14 protein-coding genes and 1 pseudogene are annotated in these 17,986 nt (G+C 45.1%); 5 read left to right on the top strand and 10 right to left on the bottom strand.

The features are described 5' to 3' along the window. Positions 1 to 49: 49 nt before the first annotated feature. The 4 genes from rlmA to gap all read right to left on the bottom strand — a co-directional run bounded on the left by rlmA (position 50) and on the right by gap (position 5,534). On the bottom strand, positions 50 to 865 hold the full coding sequence (gene rlmA, locus ACED53_RS01625) for a 23S rRNA (guanine(745)-N(1))-methyltransferase (protein ID WP_012603500.1): 816 nt from the start codon (positions 863 to 865) through the stop codon (positions 50 to 52). A 193-nt stretch (positions 866 to 1,058) separates the two neighbouring features. Then, on the bottom strand, positions 1,059 to 3,095 hold the full coding sequence (locus tag ACED53_RS01620; protein WP_009848661.1) for a methyl-accepting chemotaxis protein: 2,037 nt from the start codon (positions 3,093 to 3,095) through the stop codon (positions 1,059 to 1,061). A 313-nt stretch (positions 3,096 to 3,408) separates the two neighbouring features. Then, on the bottom strand, positions 3,409 to 4,293 hold the full coding sequence (locus ACED53_RS01615) for a D-hexose-6-phosphate mutarotase (protein ID WP_017099470.1): 885 nt from the start codon (positions 4,291 to 4,293) through the stop codon (positions 3,409 to 3,411). A gap of 245 nt (positions 4,294 to 4,538) precedes the next feature. Further along, positions 4,539 to 5,534, bottom strand: a complete 996-nt coding sequence (gap, locus tag ACED53_RS01610; protein WP_009848658.1) for a type I glyceraldehyde-3-phosphate dehydrogenase — start codon at positions 5,532 to 5,534, stop codon at positions 4,539 to 4,541. 358 nt (positions 5,535 to 5,892) lie between these two features. Between gap and msrB the strand changes: the two genes are divergently transcribed. Further along, positions 5,893 to 6,291, top strand: a complete 399-nt coding sequence (msrB, locus tag ACED53_RS01605) for a peptide-methionine (R)-S-oxide reductase MsrB (RefSeq protein WP_009848657.1) — start codon at positions 5,893 to 5,895, stop codon at positions 6,289 to 6,291. A 179-nt stretch (positions 6,292 to 6,470) separates the two neighbouring features. On the opposite strand, the gene ACED53_RS01600 is transcribed toward msrB, so the two are convergent. Continuing rightward, positions 6,471 to 7,277 (bottom strand): DUF2989 domain-containing protein, encoded by an 807-nt coding sequence (locus ACED53_RS01600; protein ID WP_029225310.1) that lies wholly within the window; start codon positions 7,275 to 7,277, stop codon positions 6,471 to 6,473. Between the two features lie 113 nt (positions 7,278 to 7,390). Here ACED53_RS01600 and ACED53_RS01595 point away from each other — a divergent pair, with 113 nt between their 5' ends. Beyond that, entirely contained in the window at positions 7,391 to 7,672 is a 282-nt protein-coding gene (locus ACED53_RS01595) for a YeaC family protein (RefSeq protein WP_009848655.1), read from the top strand. Positions 7,673 to 7,820: 148 nt separating this feature from the next. Here ACED53_RS01595 and ansA read toward each other — a convergent pair whose 3' ends face one another. Beyond that, the gene (gene ansA, locus ACED53_RS01590) at positions 7,821 to 8,837 is read right to left on the bottom strand and encodes an asparaginase (RefSeq protein WP_012603507.1); all 1,017 of its coding nucleotides are present in this window, start codon (positions 8,835 to 8,837) and stop codon (positions 7,821 to 7,823) included. Between the two features lie 118 nt (positions 8,838 to 8,955). Continuing rightward, complete coding sequence (gene sppA / locus ACED53_RS01585) at positions 8,956 to 10,806, bottom strand: signal peptide peptidase SppA (RefSeq protein ID WP_017099418.1); 1,851 nt, start codon at positions 10,804 to 10,806, stop codon at positions 8,956 to 8,958. Positions 10,807 to 11,085: 279 nt separating this feature from the next. Between sppA and ACED53_RS01580 the strand changes: the two genes are divergently transcribed. The 3 genes from ACED53_RS01580 to ACED53_RS01570 all read left to right on the top strand — a co-directional run bounded on the left by ACED53_RS01580 (position 11,086) and on the right by ACED53_RS01570 (position 15,978). Further along, positions 11,086 to 13,095: an NADPH-dependent 2,4-dienoyl-CoA reductase gene (locus ACED53_RS01580; RefSeq protein ID WP_029224084.1), complete on the top strand. Its 2,010-nt coding sequence runs from the start codon at positions 11,086 to 11,088 to the stop codon at positions 13,093 to 13,095. 245 nt (positions 13,096 to 13,340) lie between these two features. Next, a complete protein-coding gene (locus tag ACED53_RS01575; RefSeq protein ID WP_009848708.1) occupies positions 13,341 to 13,889 on the top strand; it encodes an NAD(P)H nitroreductase in 549 nt (182 codons plus the stop codon). Between the two features lie 127 nt (positions 13,890 to 14,016). After that, complete coding sequence (locus ACED53_RS01570) at positions 14,017 to 15,978, top strand: DNA topoisomerase III (RefSeq protein ID WP_017099417.1); 1,962 nt, start codon at positions 14,017 to 14,019, stop codon at positions 15,976 to 15,978. A gap of 53 nt (positions 15,979 to 16,031) precedes the next feature. Here ACED53_RS01570 and ACED53_RS01565 read toward each other — a convergent pair whose 3' ends face one another. The 3 genes and pseudogenes from ACED53_RS01565 to ACED53_RS01555 form a co-directional block, all read right to left on the bottom strand. After that, positions 16,032 to 17,033 (bottom strand): DUF3080 domain-containing protein, encoded by a 1,002-nt coding sequence (locus ACED53_RS01565; protein ID WP_017099416.1) that lies wholly within the window; start codon positions 17,031 to 17,033, stop codon positions 16,032 to 16,034. A gap of 7 nt (positions 17,034 to 17,040) precedes the next feature. Next, positions 17,041 to 17,725: pseudogene (locus ACED53_RS01560) on the bottom strand (SDR family oxidoreductase). Positions 17,726 to 17,750: 25 nt separating this feature from the next. Next, positions 17,751 to 17,876: a hypothetical protein gene (locus tag ACED53_RS01555; RefSeq protein WP_258957299.1), complete on the bottom strand. Its 126-nt coding sequence runs from the start codon at positions 17,874 to 17,876 to the stop codon at positions 17,751 to 17,753. Positions 17,877 to 17,986 lie beyond the last annotated feature (110 nt).

Here is a 17,986-nt window from a genome sequence, read left to right as displayed (position 1 = left end):
ACTAAAGGAGGCAAGATGAGATTTCAATGCAAACGATAATCAATATCAATTAAAGTTGTTTGCGGTACACTCGTAGCATAAAGTCAGCTTCACAGTTGAATTGCTTTGAATCGGTGAGTTGTTGTTTAAATTCTTCACTCGCTTTCCAAGCAAACGGCGTCATCTGTAGCAGGTCGAATGCGTCTGACCCCGATAGTTCCATCATATAGTTTAGTTGCTCTTGGTGCTCAAGAGTAAAACCTTCGATCATCTCTGGATCTTCATCGTGCAAACGAACGCCATCATAAATCGCATCACGCAGCTGATAAAGGTGTCGGCTAGCAGGGGTCACGGTGATCACCACACCATTGTCTTTGATGGTGCGTTGCAGCTCTTCTGCCTTACAAGGCGCGTAAATGCGTAGAATGCCGTCTAAGCTGTTTTCAGAAAAGGGTAGGCGATGGCTCGAAGCGACTGAGAAGTCGACCGCTGGATAGCGTTTAGCGGCATATTTGATAGCAATTTTAGAGATATCGAGACCAAAAGTAGCGCCATTCTTTTCGTGAAGGTTTACCGCAATTTCATTGGTGTAATAACCTTCACCACAACCGATATCTAATAGGCTAGGGGTTGTTTCTGGCAGATAGCTAGCGCATAAACCAACAACGGCTTGGCGCATTGGATCGTAGTGGTTGCCTTCAAGGAAGCGGCGACGAGCCTGCATCATCTCTTTGTTGTCACCTGGATCTTTTGAGCGTTTGTGGTGTGCTGGCATCAAATTAACATAGCCTTCTTTCGCTAGGTCGAACTGATGGTTCTTTTCACACTTAAACGTACGATCGTTTTGAGATAAAGGTTGGTGACACAAAGGGCATTGGTAAGTCATTGCGAACTCGAGGTAGAAATTTCAAGTCCAAAATTTTAACAGGAAGCATAGTGGGGCGCTAGAATAAACGCAGCTGTCTTGGTTTACGGCAATTAGTGAAGATACAGAGGCTGTCAGTGAAGAGATAGAGCCAACGTATGGTTGGCTCTATTGGTTATGAGCAAGTCACTGATAGAAACAGTGAACTCGGTTTTTAGCTAAAGAAGTTAACTTGGTTCTTTAACGACTCAGCTTGTTTTTGAAGTTCATCAGCACTGTGAGAAGTCTTAGCGCTGGTTTCACGGCTTTGCTGGTTCAAATCGCTGATCGCATGCGCGTTCGCTGCTATTTCTTGAGAAACCTGAGCTTGCTCTTCTGATGTCGCAGCAATGGTTTCAGCTTGAGAGGCAATAGATTCAACTTGAGAGGCAATCGACTCTAGGGCTGTGCCTGCTTCTTGCGCTTTATCAAGTACTTGGTTGGCATTCGATTGGCTTTGTGTCATCAGGTTCACGGCATTGTTAGTTGAAGATTTCAACTTCTCGATGATGCTCACTACGTCTTGTACTGACGTTTGTGTACGATGAGCCAATGTTCTTACTTCGTCAGCGACCACGGCAAAACCACGACCCTGATCCCCCGCTCGCGCGGCTTCTATTGCAGCGTTCAACGCAAGTAAGTTGGTTTGTTCTGCGATGTCATCAATCATCTTGGTGACGGTTTGAATGCTTTCGCTATCAGAACTCACTTGCTCGATGGCCGATGCTGATTTGTCTAATTGATCATTTAGCTGGGCAACATCAATACACACACCTTCAACGACTTCTAAACCTTTCTGGCTGTCTTCATTTGCAAGGCGAACATTTTCAGCAATGCTATTCACTTGCTGCGCTACAGATTCTGCCGAGGTAGCCATCTCTTCAATAGCGGTAACGACTTGCTCAACCTGTGCTTGCTGGCGGTCAGATTGGCTCAGATTGTGGCTAGCATCCTGTGACACACTGCTAGAGCTGTTTTGTACTTGATCACTGGTCGTACGAATTTCTCCAACGAGTGTATTCAATTGAGCAGCCATATTCGCAACGCCGGTATTTAGGTTGCTGATTTCATTCTTAGTCTGTTTGCCGTTGTTTGGAATATGTAAGCTGACTTCGCCTTTTCCTAAGCGCATCATGTATTCGTTTAAAGTCGTTAACGGCGTCAACGTACGGTTCAATACGAGCGTTAATACGACGATGGTAGCGGCGGCAATCAAGGTCGCGATTATCGCGATAAGTTTCAGCAGTTCGTCGCTGCCTTTAGTGACTTCATTAATAAATGTGCCGCCAAGTAGTTTCCAATTCCACCCCGGGACTTCGGTATAGACGAGGTATTTTTCGCCCACTGTTCCTTGATACTCAAAAGGGTAGAGAATCAAGCCGGATGGCTGCTCAAAGAGCTGATAGAAAGGTTTGTTACCGTCGTAGTCGGCAACATCCACAATAGATTTATCACCTCCAGCATTAGTAGGGTGCAGTAAGTACTGGCCTTGATGCTCTTCTTCATTGTCAACGATGATGGTATAGCCAGTATCGCCCCATGAGACAGAACGCAATGACTCGAACAGGTTTTGTGTCGCTTCTTCTACGGGTAGACCAATGAAAGAGACACCGTTAACTTTGCCTTGTGCATTCGTTAAAGGCGCGTAGTAGGTAATGTAGCGTTGGCCGAAGAGCTTCACTTGCGCGTAATAAGCTTCGCCATTTTTGAGTTTGTTATAGCCAGGATGATCCTTGCCTAACGTTGTGGCAACAACACGTTCCCCTGACGGTTTTTTAAGAGAAGTAGACACGCGAATAAAGTCATCGCCAAATGGGGCAAATAGGGTTGCTACAGCGCCGGTGTCGCGAGTAAAGCTATCAACGAGTTTAGTGTCGTTGATTAGGCTCTCACCATATTGAGTCAGGTTAGGAATGGAATGACCGTTGAACTCCACGTCGTAATTCTCAACATAAACACCTGCTAGGTAACCGTTACGAAAGGTGGATTCTAAAACTTTGGCGGTATGCAGGTAGGCATCGAATTGGCCAGATATGGTTTTGGCCATCGCTTCTACTTTGGATTGGTGTTCCCTTAACGTGTTGTCTAATAATACTTGTGAGGCATTGCGATACACGAGCGTTGCGATAGAGCCAAAGGCGATAAGTAAGCACAGCAAAATGACCAACTTAAGTTGGAAGCCAACACTTTGATTTTTGTATTTCTCGAACATGAATTCATTATCCTGTCTTCATTGAGGTGTTGTTCAGTGGTTTTAGATAAGTTTGTTATTGAGCCTCCTATCATAAGAACTTATTCATAGGCAGTAATTGATAAGAATTAATGAATTGATAGTTATATTTATAAATTATGGTGTATGAGATATGAAATTTGGAATGTATTAAATCTGAGTAGGTAAGCTTTGTCTGCGTTAACTTGCAAACTGGTCATGGGAATAGAGATAGAAATAGAGATAGAAATGGTTAGGGCAATAAAAATGCAGCTCATGGGCTGCATTTTCGTATCTAATTGGCCTAGCTTTAAGCTTATTTCGAAGAAATTACCGTAATCAGCTGGTGGCTTTCACCAGGCTGTAACGTTTTGCCTGCTTCTAGGCTTGGTGCGTGCAGTGTTGACTCGACACACATCATGGTTAGGTAACCGTCGTCTTGCATGTCGCCCATACCTGCAGCCCCTTCCGCCCACGGGTTCCACAGTACTGCGGAGTTATGACCGTGGTTTTCAACCGTTAGCGTGCGATCCAGCTTTTTGTCAGCAACAAAGATTTGCGCTTCTGGTTGCGTGTAAACGCGGTCAATCGTGTCAGTCAGTACCAGTTCAGCACCACCTTGGCAGATCTTGCCACCTTGTAGGCTATCAATGTACTCAGCACCCATACCCGTTGTGGTTGTGTTGTGAATATCGCCAACGTTTAGGTAAGTGTGCAGTGCACCAGAGAAAGTCCATGGCTGAGAATCAGTGTTCTTCACGTCCAGCGTTACTTTTAGCTGCTCGCCGATCTCAACATTCAAACGTGCATCAAACTGATGAGGCCATACTGCTAGCGTCTCTTCGCTTGGCTTCAGACCTAAGCTAACAATCACGCCAGCTTCGCTTTCACGGTGCTCAACCAATTGCCATTCGCTTGAACGTGCAAAACCATGTGCTGGGGCTGCAATGCGACCAAACCAAGGCCAACATACTGGAATACCACCACGCAGAGCCGTTTTGCCATCGAATTTAGCTTGTTGGCTCATCCAAATTAGGTCTTCTTGACCTTGCGGTTGGAATGACACGACATGACCACCAAACAACGAAATCGCTGCGTTTGCTTTATCGTGGATAACACGAACTAGTTTTACACCTTCGTGCTCAACGATAGTGACGTTGTCAGAAAGTACCGCCAGTGCAGGTAGAGTAGATAAATCCATTACATGATCCTTCTAAGGAAATTGAATTCAAATGCTGACTAGAACTAGGGTGCTTGTGATTTTATGAGTGACAAGCAGAGTCAGTATTAGAATTGAATTTTACGTTTGGGCTATCTTGATGAGCTTAGACAGGCGCGGTTTAAAAGATAGCAGGTATTAAAAAGGCGACACTAAGGTCGCCTTTTTCAAAGTCTGCTCAAAACAGTCTTCGCTAATGCTTATCTAAAGCTATTTCTAAAAAGAAATTACTTAGAGATGTGAGCGATTAGGTCTAGAACTTTGTTTGAGTAACCGATTTCGTTGTCGTACCAAGATACAACTTTAACGAATTTGTCAGTTAGAGCAACACCAGCTTTAGCATCGAATACTGAAGTTTGAACTTCACCGATGAAATCTTGTGATACTACTTGGTCTTCAGTGTAACCAAGAACGCCAGCCATTTCGCCTTCAGAAGCTTCTTTCATTGCAGCACAAATTTCTTCGTAAGATGCAGCTTCTTTTAGGTTAACAGTTAGGTCAACTACAGATACGTTAGCAGTTGGTACACGGAAAGCCATACCAGTTAGAAGGCCGTTTAGTTCTGGAAGAACAACGCCTACAGCTTTAGCAGCACCAGTTGAAGATGGGATGATGTTTTGAGAAGCACCACGGCCACCGCGCCAGTCTTTAGCAGAAGGGCCATCTACAGTTTTTTGAGTTGCTGTAGTAGCGTGAACTGTAGTCATAAGACCAGACTCAATGCCCCACTTATCGTTAAGTACTTTAGCGATAGGTGCAAGACAGTTAGTAGTACAAGAAGCGTTAGAAACGATGTCTTGACCAGCGTAAGATGCTTGGTTAACGCCCATTACGAACATTGGAGTTGCATCTTTAGAAGGACCAGTAAGAACTACTTTCTTAGCGCCAGCAGTGATGTGCTTACGTGCAGTCTCGTCAGTTAGGAAAAGACCAGTTGCTTCAGCAACTACGTCTACTTCGATAGCATCCCACTTAAGGTCTTCTGGGTTACGCTCAGCTGTAACACGTACAGTTTTACCGTTAACGATTAGGTTACCGCCTTCAACTTCAACAGTACCGTTGAAACGGCCGTGAGTTGAGTCGTACTTAAGCATGTATGCCATGTACTCTACGTCGATTAGATCGTTAATACCTACTACTTCGATGTCTGCACGCTCTTGAGCTGCGCGGAATACGAAACGGCCGATACGGCCAAAACCGTTAATACCTACTTTGATAGTCATTGTAGTTGCTCCACAACTTAATTTCTGATTAAAGATAACTGGTAGTAAAATTACAGAATCCAGTATACATCTGCAATAGATAATCCGACTTAACTTGTTTAATGTCAAAAAAAAGCGACGCTTTTCTTAACAATTGGGTGTAAGTGGTTGAAAATTGACCATTGCGAGTGGCTCTGTACCCTTCCAGTTGGGTAAAATACCTCTAAATGATGATTCACTTATGAGTGTATATGTACAATGTTTCCTGGTGAGAAAGTATGTGCTACAAAACGACTCATATGCAAGCCTTTATAGAAAAAAGTAAATATAATAACTGATAATGTGGAGAGATATTAACGTGATTCAAAAGGGAGGAAATATGATAAAGCCTGATGAATACTGGCGTGAACGCCTAACGGACGATGAATTTTCTGTGTGTCGTCAACGTGGTACCGAAGCCCCATATAGCGGTAAGTTACTGCACAACCATAAGACGGGTGTCTATAGCTGCACATGCTGTGAAAGCCCTTTGTTTCTGTCGGATAACAAATATGATTCAGGGTGCGGTTGGCCAAGCTTTGATGCCCCAGTGAATGATGAAGCAGTGCGCTATATAGAAGATCTAAGTCACGGAATGAAGCGTGTAGAGATCCGTTGTACCGCTTGTGATAGCCATTTAGGTCACGTTTTTCCTGATGGTCCGAAGACAACCGGTGAACGGTTCTGTGTTAATTCTGTGTCGTTAATTTTCAACAAAAATGACGAAACTACCAAATAACTTGTCACAATTGTCTAATCCTTACAGGCGTATTTGTTGATTGAGTGGTACTGAACCGCCCAGTAGCTCAGTATTTCAGAGTTATTTCTAGCACAAACGAAAACAGCTACCATCATGGTAGCTGTTTTTTTGAAGGCTCGTGAATAGAACGTTTGGACTAGAAAACGAGAACAGTGCGATCAGTAACGAGGGACGATTGAAGAGCTGTAAACCTCATCTTCAATAGCTTCTACTATATTGTCCGCGTCTTGATTCAGTTGTTCGTATGTTGACTCATCGAAACGGTACAACACGGTAAGTTCTGCTTCCGAAGCAATAGGTACATCAAACTCTTTCGCTACCATGGCCCACACGTACGCCTTTTCCATATGCCCAAGGCTGTGGTTGATGCTCGCCATCGATTTGAAGATCTCGGTGTTGACCTTCGAACCATTAGAAAGCGTTAACGCATTGTTGAGTAGCTTAAGCGTCTTTTCATGGTCACGGGTAGTATAAAAAGTGGCTAGCGCATATTGCATCTCTGCTGTGTTTAATGCTTCTGTCCCTTCTAATTGCAGGAAACTGCGTCTTGCGTTGGTATCCCCAGTTTGTGACCACATAAAATAAAGCGTTTCCGGGGTATTTGATCGCGAGAGTTCATCAACAATACGCTCAGACTCTTCGATACTATTCATTAAGGAGATGAAGCGACGTTCTTGAAGTTTGGATTGATCAATCGTTTCAATTTGTGCTGCAAGTTCTAAACACTTTTTGTAGGCAGAGACTAATTCGAACTCTTTAATCTTATTGGTATCGCTGGGGTTTTCTTTTGCTTCAAATCGATGCCAGACGAGGTCGGTACGTGCGACACGGCACTGTCCGTCGTTCATATTTAACTTTTCACACTGAAGCCACGGGTTGCTTTCGCACAATTGAGCGGTATTTTTGTTCCCGTCAAAACACCCAACCAGAGTGAAAGGCAATAGGCTTAGTACCAACCATTTCATAATTTTCATATTCCTTCACTTGTGATCAAATACACTTATTTTCAGTCAGGTTCTTGACTCAATTCTGATACGGGTTATTTTCTGGTGAAAATTGTTAAAACTAAGGCCTTACCATGGATGCAGAACAACTTCTTAGCGCAATGACCCCCGAGGTCTACGAACGTTTAAACTACGCAGTTGAAACGGGGAAATGGCCAGAAGGAACGGCGCTCTCTAAAGAACAGCGCGACTCGTGTATGCAGGCAGTTATGTTGTATCAATCGAAACATAACTCTGAAGCTCAACATATGACAATTGCAGCTGGCGGAGAAATTAGCTTTAAATCAAAGTCTGAACTAAAGAAGCAGTTTAAGTCCGACCAAGAAGATATTGTTAGAGTTAATCCTAATCATTAGGCTTAAATTACAACAAAGGGGTGGCACTGTGCCACCCCTTTTTGACTGTTAAGCTGTTTATTTATAAACAATAATACGATTTAGTTCAGGTTTACGTGAGGGGCTTGATTAAAGGTAAGCCCTCGGCTAAACGAATCGCAGGATAGGCTTATAAGCTCATCTCACCGCGTAACACTTGTTGCATTTGAGCCTTCACTTCTTCGTAGCTTAAATCTTGGCTCAATAGATAATGTAATTTCGCCAGTGCTGCTTCTGGTGTCATATCGTAACCACTGATAACGCCCGATTCTGCTAATGCACAACCCGTCGCGTAACCACCCATGTTGACTTTACCTGCCAAACACTGAGTTAGGTTCACCACAATCACACCTCGTTCTGAGGCATCTTTTAAGTGTTGAAGTAGCTCTTGATTTTGCGGTGCGTTACCAACACCAAAAGTAAGCAGAATCATTGCATTTACAGGCTGTAGTAGCGTGTTGCGAATCACTTCATGCGAGATTCCTGGGTACATTGTAATGACACCGATGGGTTGCGGAGTAATGTTATGAACCTTGAAAGCACCTTCAGGTTGTTCGTTTACCTTAACGTTATTGCTGATCTGGATATTGATACCCGCTTCTAGCAATGGAGTTAGGTTTGGGGAGGTAAACGCATTGAAGCCATCAGCGTGTGATTTTGTACTGCGGTTACCGCGCATCAACTTGTTGTTGAAGAACAGTGTCACTTCGTTGATCGGGTAGTTCGCTGCAATGTGCAGAGCATTAAGCAGGTTTGCTTGTCCGTCTGAACGTAATTCTGCTAATGGGATCTGAGAGCCCGTAACAATCACAGGTTTGCCGAGGTTTTCTAACATGAATGACAGAGCTGAGGCGGTGTAAGCCATAGTGTCTGTACCGTGCAGGATAACGAAACCATCGTACTTATCGTAGTTCGCGCGAATATCATCAGCGATAGTCTGCCAATCAAGTGGCGTCATATCTGAAGAGTCCATTAATGGAGAGTATTCATGAATGGTGTACTCAGGCATTTCTGGGCGATGGAATTCAGGCATGCCAGCTAGCTGCTTATCCATAAAACCTGCGACTGGGACATAGCCGTGGTCCAAAGACTTCTGCATGCCAATTGTGCCGCCGGTATACGCGATATAGATGTGTTTTCTTTCCATGGCGATTAATACTTAGTGTGATATAGGGAACAGGGGGGCGATTATAGCGAATTATCATGCAATAAAAAGAGGCGCCTCACACAGAGGCGCCTCTTGATAACAAAGCGTTGAGCTTATCTTATTGAACTTGGCAGTTTAAGCAAAAAGCATATCGACCTTGTGGGTCGTTAAAGTTACCTAACAGTTGGCTATCTTGAGCTAACTGTTGAGTAACAGGCTGTAAACTGCTTGGAATCATTGACTGAATATCAAGGCCTATCGACATCTGAACTTGGTTCATAAATTCTTGAATAAATAGTTCAGTGGCTGAAAGAGGCTCTTCTACCCAGTAAATGTTGTAGGTCTCAAGCTCTGCAAGTGAAGCCGCAGCTGTAATCGCATCATCAAAATCACCAATTTCATCGACTAGACCTTTCTCGATTGCATCTTGGCCTGTCCATACTCGACCTTGAGCAATCTTGTCGACAGCATCGACTTCCAGACCGCGATTTTCTCCAACTAGGCTGATGAATCGGCGGTATCCGTTTTCAATGCCCATTTGGAACGCGTCTTTCGCGCCTTCGCTAAGCCCTGTTGTAATACCAAGACCTGAGAAAGGTGAGGTGCCAACGCCATCGGTGTAAACGCCGATATCGTTCAAGCCTTTCTCAAAGGTCGTGATAACACTGAAGATACCGATCGAGCCTGTTAGTGTGGTTGGTTGAGCCAAAATCTTGTCTGCGCCCATCGAGATCCAATAACCACCAGAAGCAGCCAGGCTAGACATAGAAACCACAACAGGTTTACCAGCTTGCTTGATCGCTTCTATTTCATTGCGGATAACTTCTGAAGCAAATGCGCTACCACCTGGACTGTCTACACGAAGTACAACCGCTTTTACTTTGTCGTCGTTGCGCGCTTGGCGAAGTAGGGCGGCCGTGGTATCACCACCAACGGTGCCACGTGGCTGCTTGCCATCCATAATTGCGCCGCTAGCGACAATTACAGCGACATCGTGCGATTCACTTGTTAGGTCAGGAAGCATGGTTGTACGGTACTCGTAGTACCCCAACGCGTTATAGCTGTCTTGACCGTCACTGCCGAAGACGTCTGCGAGCTCTAGACGAACTTGTTGGCGAGTTGCCAGTTCGTCAACTAAACCAAGCTTCTCTGCCAGTTTTGCGATATCGCCATCAACCGACTCAAGGTCTTTTAAGAAAGAGTCCATGCTTGGGTTCAAGGTTTTAGCATCGATCTGGCGGTTGTTGCTTACGTCATCAACGTATGCTCCCCACAGTTGACCCAACCAACGAGAAGCTGACTCTTTCGCTGCGTCTGACATATCGTCGCGAATGAAAGGTTCGATTGCAGACTTATAAGTACCGACGCGGAATACATGTGTATTTACGTCAAGCTTCTCTAATAGAGTTTTGTAGAATAGCGAGTAAGCACTGTAGCCTTTAAGAAGAACCCCACCATCTGGTGATAGGAAGACTTTAGTTGCGTAGCTGGCTAGGTAGTATTGGCTTTGGTTGTAAAAGTCACCCACCGCATAAATTGGTTTGCCAGTTGCTTTGAACTCGTTGAGCGCTTTAGCAATGTAGCGAAGCTTGGTCAGATTGGTTTCTGGCAGTTCTTTGAGTGCTAAAACGATACCAGTTACCTTGTCATCGTCTTTGGCGTAGCGAATCGTTTCAACAATATCAAACAGGACGTTCTCTTTTGGAAGGTCTTTGCCAAGCAGTGAACCCGTGACTGAATCCATCGGATTGATATAGCGACTTTGCTCCACGATAGGACCAGACAGGTTAAGCACTAAAGCCGATTCCTGTGGAACAGTGGGTTGAGTTGTGTCTGAGTGGAAGTATACAAAGTAGATGATGGCGATACTGAGTAAAAAGAAAAGGTTAACCAGCGCAAGACGCACAAACGTGATGAGCTTCCAAATCCCTTTAAAGATCATGCCTATAAATTTGAATATTTTTTTCATTCTGTCTCCGCAGTGAGATCACGTCGCTTTAACAAGCTGTAGTACCATTAATCTCAATAATATGAACTGCTTGATATCCTACGATAATTCCCTAGCTCAAACTACACCAAGAATTGCTAATCGATATATATTCTCATTAAGTGTAGTCATATTAGGGGTTTCTGAACGATTAATACGTCCTGCATTATGATCGGTGTTACAAAAATGTAAACAGTTGTTTGAACTTTTGGTGATTGAGTTATATTGTGGTCTGACCACAAGGATATAATAATAGAAGTGATGTCTGCCATGTACCCACATTTACTCGAACCACTCGATCTTGGATTTACTCAGTTACGTAACCGTGTATTGATGGGATCAATGCACACGGGTTTAGAAGAAAATAAAGAAGGCCTCCACAAGCTTGCCGCGTTTTATGAAGAGCGAGCAAAAGGAGGCGTTGGCCTTATTGTTACCGGTGGTTTCTCTCCTAATTTACGTGGCAGATTGACCCCATTTAGTGCTGAGTTCAGTAAAGTTAAGCACGCTAAAGCTCACCAAGTTGTTACCGAGGCCGTGCATAAGCACGGCGGTAAGATTGCCCTTCAGTTGCTACATGCTGGCCGCTATGCCATGCACCCATTCGCGCAAAGTGCTTCGGGCATCAAAGCGCCAATCGCTAAGTTTGCACCGAGTGAGATGAGCCCTCGTCAAATTAAAAAGACCATCGGTGCTTTTGCCAACAGTGCAGAGCTAGCTCAGGTTGCTGGCTATGACGGCATAGAGATCATGGGCTCCGAAGGTTACTTGATTAACCAATTTATCTGTAAACGTACCAACATGCGTTATGACGAATGGGGCGGTTCTTACGAGAAGCGTATGCGTTTCCCACTAGAGATCGTTAAATCGATTCGCGAAGCGGTGGGTAAAGATTTCATCATTATTTTCCGCTTATCGATGCTGGATTTGGTTGAGCAAGGCAGCACATTCGAAGATGTTGTACTTCTGGCTCAGAAGCTAGAAGAAGCGGGCGTGACCATTATTAATACCGGTATTGGTTGGCATGAAGCTCGTGTCCCAACTATTGCGACACAAGTTCCAAGAGGGGCATTCTCTTGGGTGACGGAAAAAGTAAAACCATACGTGTCGATCCCAGTGGTGACGTGTAACCGAATCAACACGCCAGAAGAGGCCGAACGTATCCTCAGTTCAGGACAGGCCGACATGGTATCAATGGCTCGTCCATTCTTGGCTGACCCTGACTTTGTTAATAAAGCCGCTCAAGACCAAGCGCAGTTCATTAACACCTGTATCGGTTGTAACCAAGCGTGTCTTGATAACGTATTCAAAGGCAAACGAGCGAGCTGCTTGGTGAACCCTCGCGCTTGTTACGAAACTGAAATTGTTGTGCAACCAGCTCAAGCAACCAAAACCATTGCCGTCGTCGGTGCTGGGCCAGCAGGTTTAGCTTGTGCAACAACGTTGGCACAGCGTGGGCATAAGGTTGATCTGATAGAGAAAAATGACCGCATCGGTGGACAATTTAGATTGGCAATGCAGATTCCGGGTAAAGAAGAGTTCAGAGAAACGATTCGTTACTTTGCTAACCAAATAGATGCATCAGGCGTGAACTTAAAACTGGATACTGAAGCGACGTTTGAGATGTTGTTGAAGTACGATGAAGTCGTGATGGCTGCTGGTGTTGAACCCAGAAAGCTTGATATTGAAGGGATAGATCAAGAAAACGTAGTCGACTATCAAACCTTGATTCGTGAAAAGACACCAGTAGGCGAAAAAGTCGCGATTGTTGGTGCAGGTGGTATTGGTATTGATGTGGCAACTATGCTGACAGAGCCGACTTCTCATAGCTTGGACGATTGGCTGCATGAGTGGGGCATTGATAAGAATATGGAGCACCCAGGTGGACTTTATCCTTATCCTGATTCGTTCAGTGATAAAACGGTTTGGGTGATGCAGCGTAAAGCGGGTCGTGTCGGTAAAGGTCCAGGTAAGACTACAGGTTGGATTCATAAACGCACATTAGAAAAACGTGGTGTGAACTTACTTGGTGGCGTGAGCTACAACAAGATTGACGATCAAGGTCTGCACATCAGCGTTGGTAAGAAAGATCAGGTACTCGATGCCGATTCCGTTATCGTGTGTGCGGGTCAAGTTTCTGTTCGCCCGTTTGAAGATATGTGGCAAGAGTTTGGTGGCAAACTTCACGTGATCGGTGGTGCTGATTACGCGGGTGAACTTGATGCGGTACGTGCTATTCGCCAAGGTGTTGAGTTAGCTATTAAGCTTTAACAACAAACAGAATGTTCTCGTTTGATAAGTTTGAATCAGAAAGTTCAATAAGCTGAACTAGACGGGTAACTAAGCTTGGACTAGACAGATAAATAAGGCTCCTAAGTCATAGATTTAGGGGCCTTTGTTGTTTCTAGTGTCGTTTCAAATATTGCTTCAAATAGACAGCCGTTGAGATTTATTATCGTTTGTGTTCTGTGCTACAGTTCAATTATACAAACAATAAAAATTAGTAAGGACTTCAAATGGATGCTTTGGATCTATTGCTCAACAGGCGCTCAATCGCAAAACTCTCTGATCCGGCTCCTGAAGGTGTGGCGTTAGAAAATATCATTAAAGCGGGCTTACGTGCTCCAGACCACGGCGCATTGACACCATGGCGCTTTGTTATCGCACAAGGCTCAGGGTTACAGAAGCTCTCTGATATTTTGGTTCGTGCGGCACAAGCTGACGAGAGCGAAGAAGCGGTCATTGAGAAAGTTAAAAAAGCGCCGTTTCGAGCTCCAATGGTGATCACTATCATCGCAAAGGTAACTGAGCACGAAAAAGTGCCAGCATTCGAACAACACCTGTCTGCGGGTTGTGCTGCGCAAGCAATGCAAATGGCCGCAGTTGCACAAGGCTTCCAAGGTTTTTGGCGTTCAGGCAAATGGATGTTCCACCCTGAAGTGCACCAAGCTTTCGGCTTAGAAGGCGACGATGAAATTGTTGGTTTCCTATACCTAGGCACTCCGGGCTGTACGCCAATGAAAGTACCAGAGCGTGACTTCTCAAAGTTCGTTGAGTTCTTATAGATCTCGTCAGTAAAACAACGACACAACGAATTGTTGAATGCTAACTGTATAAACAACCAGTTTTCCTTGATTTCTAGGGGCCACATTAGATAATGTGGCCCTAATTGTTTGTAGCATCTGGAAAAACATGTCTCGCCTTATTATTGCTGAAAAACCAAGCCTAGGCCGCGCGATCGCCGCCGCACTACCTAATCCACAAAAGAAAGACCAAGGGTTTATCAAATGTGGCAATGGAGATGTGGTGACTTGGTGTATTGGACACTTATTGGAGCAGGTTGAGCCAGACGCTTATGACGACCGTTACAAGAAATGGAACCTCGCTGATCTTCCTATTGTGCCAGAGCAATGGCAGCTGAGACCGCGTAAGACTTCAAGTAAACAGCTTACGGTGATCCGAAAGCTATTGAAGGACGCGACCCAAATTGTCCATGCGGGTGACCCGGATAGAGAAGGGCAGTTGCTAGTTGATGAAGTGATTGATTACTGCAAAGTATCCAAGGCTAAGAAAGAGTCGATGGACAGGCTACTGATCAGTGACTTGAACTTACCTGCCGTAAAACGTGCGCTCTCTCAAATGCGCAGTAACCGTGACTTTATCCCACTATCAATTTCAGCTTTGGCACGCTCTAGAGCCGATTGGTTATATGGCATGAACATGACTCGCGCCTATACCTTACTTGGCCAAAAGGCGGGCTACCAAGGCGTGTTGTCGGTAGGGCGAGTGCAAACGCCTGTACTTGGTTTGGTCGTAAGGCGTGATGAAGAGATCGAGAACTTCATTCCGAAAGATTATTTTACTCTGCATGCGCTGATCCCTTATCAAAACAACGGCCAGAGCTTTGATATTCGAGCACGTTGGAAACCAAGCGAAGCATGTAAGCCATGGCAAGATGAAGAAGGCCGGGTGCTCAATCGAAAACTGGTTGAGAATGTCGCTAACCGAATTGCGAATCAACCCGCGACGGTGACGGAATCAGAGCAAAAGCAAAGCAAACAAGCGGCGCCACTGCCTTATTCGCTGTCAGCTCTGCAGATTGATGCGTCTAAGCGTTTTGGTATGAGCGCTCAACAGGTACTCGACACTTGTCAGTCATTGTATGAGAAACACAAACTCATCACTTACCCACGTTCTGACAGCCGCTATCTACCTAAGGATCACTACTCGCAAAGAGAGTCGGTCGTGGATGCCATCGCTAACAATGCGAAAGAGCTGAAAAGTGGTGCTCAAGGTGCGGATCTTTCTCTTAAATCCAAAGCATGGAACGACAGCAAGGTCGATGCTCACCACGCGATAATTCCTACTCCGAAAAAGTCATCGGTGAACGGCCTGTCTGCCAACGAGATGAAAATCTATCAGCAAATCGCTCGCCAGTATCTAATGCAATTCTACCCACCTGCTATTTTTGCCGATGCCAAGTTAGTCTTTGATATTGCTGGTGGTGTGTTCATCGCAAAGGGGCGACAACTTATTAGCCCAGGTTGGAAGGTGTTGATGGGGAAAACGGACACCGAAGAGAAAGGCGACGGCACAGATACGGTTCCCCCATTGGATAAAGGAACGGTGCTGACTTGTCGTGAAGGTATTATTGGTGATAAGAAAACCGAACCACCAAAGCACTTCACAGAAGCGACCTTGCTACAAGCGATGACAGGTATCGCGCGCTTTGTCGCGAACAAAGACCTTAAAGCCATTTTGAAAGAGACCGATGGCCTTGGAACGGAAGCAACCCGCGCGGGTATTCTCGATACTCTATTCAAAAGGCAGTTGCTAACTCGCCAAGGTAAAAGCATTCACAGTAGCCCGGCGGGAAGAGGATTGATTCATGCCTTACCTGAGGACTCGACCTTTCCAGACATGACGGCTCACTGGGAGCATCAGTTGCAAGGCATGGCTGAACGAAACCAAGCGTATCAACCCTTCATGCAAGCGCTAGAAAGTAAGATCGATGGCTTAATGGGTAAGGTAAAAACAGGTGAAGTCCCTGAATCTCTGCGTCATCTGCCTAAAGTTGAAAGACCAGCATTCAAGCGCCGTAAAGGCGGTGGGACAAGGAAGAAGACTTACGCGAAGAAAGGCGCTAAAAGTTAATCAGTTAGAAACTGAAAGCTAACAACACCCATTATTGATATTGGGAATCAATATTAACGACCGACCTTGCGCCCACAACGTTTAAACAGCTGCTGCCAATAATCAACATGGCGGCGAGTTGATGCTCGAAAAGCTTGATGTGCATCTTGGATGGGAAAGTAATAACTGTGCAGTTCAGGTTGCGCGTCAAACATCCCAAGTTGCGGGGCTAACTGCTGATAATAGCCATCCAGCTGCGCCATGTACGGCTGAACTTTGCCTATATATTGCTGCTCGAACACATTGTTGAGATAACGAAACTTGGTCGTGTCTCGTTGTTTACCACAGATGATATTGTGATCAAAAGTTGTCAGCTGTTTGGTGATGGTATCAAGTTCGGCCGAAGCTCGCGTGAGCGAGTAGTATAAATCCCCGAGCGTAGAGCTCTTTTCTAATACTTCTTGAACCTCAGTAGTCTTTCCCGAAACGAGCGGAACGTTTAACGCTTGATTGATATGTTCTAAGGCATCACTGGTTTGTCGTACCTGATCGCCGATATCAGCACGTAACCACTGACTACCACGCATTTGCGACTGCATGGCATCGCTGGCATAGATTAGATTCCACTGGTGCAGCGGAAACTGTGTGAGTTTCTGCTGCTCGATTTCTTTCAGTAGCTCTACGACCTCAGGGTCTAATTCGCTACCGGATAAACATTTCCCAACACCTGCAAGTAACGCGACTTGATAGTCGTAATTACGAAACTCATCCGCGACTTTGCCCAGAACCGAATTTCTTTCTGCAATCAGATTGAACAATCCACACTGACGAAGCTGGTAACTGTCGATGAGACCGATAGAAAGCGAGGGCACGTCAAGCAGCAGTTCTCGTTTTCTCGGTAGGCTTTCAAATTCCCATTCCTCTTTTATCTCGTCAGCATCTTGTACTCTGGCTATCTTGGTTTGGTAGTCGTCGAATAAGTCTCCGGGGCCATCACTAAAACAGCCAGCTAGCGTCACCGTCAGACAAAACAGTGTTGAGTGCTTAACTAGGTTTGAGAGAGGGCCATCATTCATCTGCGGGCTACCAGTCTATTTCGCTGCCATCGAAATTGAAGAAGTGACCACTTACTTCAGTATTCGCTGACTCGATGACTTTAATAAGGCCGGAAGCTGAAGTGTCGGTGTCGATCAGAGCATTAGGGCCGCCCATTTCGGTCTGTACCCAACCAGGATGCAGAGCTAACACCGTAACGCCGTTATCGGTTAAGTCGTTACTTAAGCTCTTCACAACGGAGTTTAGAGCGGCTTTGGAGGAGCGATAGATGTAGCCGCCTCCTGAGGTGTTCTCGGACATGCTACCGACTCTAGAAGACAGGCAGGCGATCTTTTTGACGTCACTACTTTCTATAAGAGGTAATAGAGTCTCGACAAGCTTCAATGGCGCAATGGTGTTGACTTCGAATACACGGCGCCACTCTTCGACATCGGTATTACCCAGACCATAACCTTTAGGACCATAGTAGCCAGCGTTGTTGATCAAGATATCAATCGACTCTATTTGCGAAGTGAGGTGGCTCACTGCTTGGTAATCGGTTATCTCTAATTGAATGCAGGTCAGATTGCTGTTGTGGTCTGCGAGAGAGCAGTTCTTTTGCTGAATTGGCATCACGATAAGTCGCGTACACCTTGTGGCTACCTTCCAAGTATTGTTGAGTCAGGCTTAAGCCAATGCCGCGATTTGCTCCAGTAATAAAAATAACGCTCATGGTGATTCCTTTTCAGTTCAATTAGTTAAGTTTGATGGCTTAACACGAGAAAATCAACGCTCCACCAACTGGCTATTAGCATACCTACAAAAATCATTACTGCAGCCATCGAACCACAGATCACACCACAGATGAGTATTACGTTTTTCATTGTTGTCTCTGGAATTAATTAAAGGTAATGATAACCATTATCATTAATTAAGGTTGTCGCCAAGTCTTAGACTGTTATGATTTTGAGATTGATACGTAATACGCCCGATC

Origin of the sequence: Vibrio sp. 1F169 (assembly GCF_041439605.1) — a bacterium.
Lineage (GTDB): Bacteria > Pseudomonadota > Gammaproteobacteria > Enterobacterales > Vibrionaceae > Vibrio > Vibrio tasmaniensis_A.
This window is presented reverse-complemented; position numbering and strand designations above follow the sequence as displayed.